Below are 1,623 nucleotides of genomic sequence, written 5' to 3'. Positions count from 1 at the left end.
CGGCTCTATCGCCGCATGGGTTTCGTCGACGTGGGCGCGCCCGTGCCGATGCCCGGCAGGACGACGTTCGAACAGGCGATGGTGCTCACGCTGGGCGCGTAAGCGTCAGGCCGGCGGCTTCTCCGCGCTGGCCGCTTCCTCCTTCATCTCGCGATTGAGGAAGTAGTTCAGCGCCGTCCGGATCACGGCGATGGCGGCAAGCTTGCCGATGCGGTCCCACGTCGGCGCGACGGACGTCGACAGGACGTCGGCCGCCAGCTGCAGTTCCAGCGCCAGCGTGAGGTAGCGCGCGAACGCCAGCCGGATCGGAATGAAGCTGCCGCCCCGGGCCAACGCGTAGCGCACGAGCCCCACGACGACGATCACGACACCGGCCGCGATCACGCACGCACCCAGCGCTTCCACCAGCAGGCGCAGCCACTCCACCCAGGCGCGCACCTGTTGTTCCGTCTGTTCGAACATTCGACTCCTATTGGCTGTACAGATAAGCGGCCATGTCGCGCGCCTCGGCACCTGTGACGCCCAGCTCCGGCATCGCGGTATTCGGGACCACCTGGCGCGGATGCTGGATCCACCTCATCAGGTTGTCCGCGTTGTGCGGCATGACGCCCGCAATATAACCGCGCGAACGGATCTCGTCGAGGGGCGGGCCGACCTGGCTGTCCGCGTGGGCGATCCCCTTGATCTTGTGGCAGCTCGCGCAGCCGTACCGTGCCAGCAGTTCGCGGCCGTGGCGCGGATCGCCGCCCGTGACCGGCTCCGTCTTCGGTGGCGTCTTCGAGCAGCCGGCCAGCAGGGCCGCGCACAGCAGGACGGCGAGTGTGCGCCCCGTCATGGCCGCACCTCCGCAGGCCCCGTGCGCAGCCAGCGGGCGCACAGCACGAGGCCCGCGATCAGGTAGGCCAGGCCGCCCGGGATCCACATGATGAGGCCACCGAGCTGCTGGTCTTCGAGCGGGGTCAAACCGAACAGCTGCGCGCGGTTGCCGTACAGCGGATACCAGATCGTCTCCGACATGGTGAACAGGGCGCCGAGCGCGCCCGTGTGCATCATCGTCGTGAACAGGTAAAAGATGGCGCCCCCGCGGCCGTGATGCCCACCCTCGCGCCCCAGCACAGCCCACCAGAACAGCAGCGCCGTGGCGAGGAAGCTCGTGTGCTGCAGCGCGTGCATGCCGTTGTCGGCCAGCGCCAGCTGGAAGCACGCCGGCACGTGCCACATCCACAGCGCGGCGAAGTGCAGCAGCCATGCATTCACGGGCGCCGTCAGCGCACCCCACGCGGCGCGCGGGCCCGAACGCCCACAGCCACAGCGCGAGCGGGCGGCCCAGCACGAGCAGTGGCCCCGCCACGATCATCAGGATCTCGTGCTGCACCATGTGCGCGGAAAACGCATGGCTGCCGGCGCCGTCCAGCGGCGACGCGAGCGCCAGCACGAGCATGATCCAGCCCGCGCCGAACCACGCGGCCTGGCGTGCCAGCTGGCGGCGTGCCCCCTGCGCGCGGGGCCATAGACGTCTCAGGCCCGCCGCGTACAGCAGCAGCGACAGCACCAGCAGGGTCACGACCCACCATTCCGCCCCCCAGCCGAGCGCCGGGCCGGCCGCCAGCTCGGCCTTGACGT

The 1,623-nt window shown here is 70.1% G+C and carries 2 protein-coding genes and 1 pseudogene; all 3 read right to left on the bottom strand.

Annotated features, from left to right (window positions below; translation table 11 throughout):
- Nucleotides 1-105: 105 nt before the first annotated feature.
- On the bottom strand, nt 106-462 hold the full coding sequence (locus ACEN88_RS31180) for a DUF1622 domain-containing protein (protein WP_413345970.1): 357 nt from the start codon (nt 460-462) through the stop codon (nt 106-108).
- 7 nt (nt 463-469) lie between these two features.
- On the bottom strand, nt 470-835 hold the full coding sequence (locus ACEN88_RS31175; protein ID WP_413345968.1) for a c-type cytochrome: 366 nt from the start codon (nt 833-835) through the stop codon (nt 470-472).
- A pseudogene (locus ACEN88_RS31170) lies at nt 832-1,552 on the bottom strand (cytochrome c oxidase assembly protein). The gene ACEN88_RS31175 and the pseudogene ACEN88_RS31170 overlap by 4 nt, the downstream one beginning before the upstream one ends.
- Between the last annotated feature and the right edge of the window lie 71 nt (nt 1,553-1,623).

The organism is Massilia sp. CT11-108 (assembly GCF_047302915.1).
GTDB classification, from domain to species: Bacteria; Pseudomonadota; Gammaproteobacteria; order Burkholderiales; family Burkholderiaceae_D; genus Telluria; species Telluria orientalis.
Note: the sequence above shows the minus strand (reverse complement) of the source record. Positions and strands in the feature narration are given on the sequence as shown.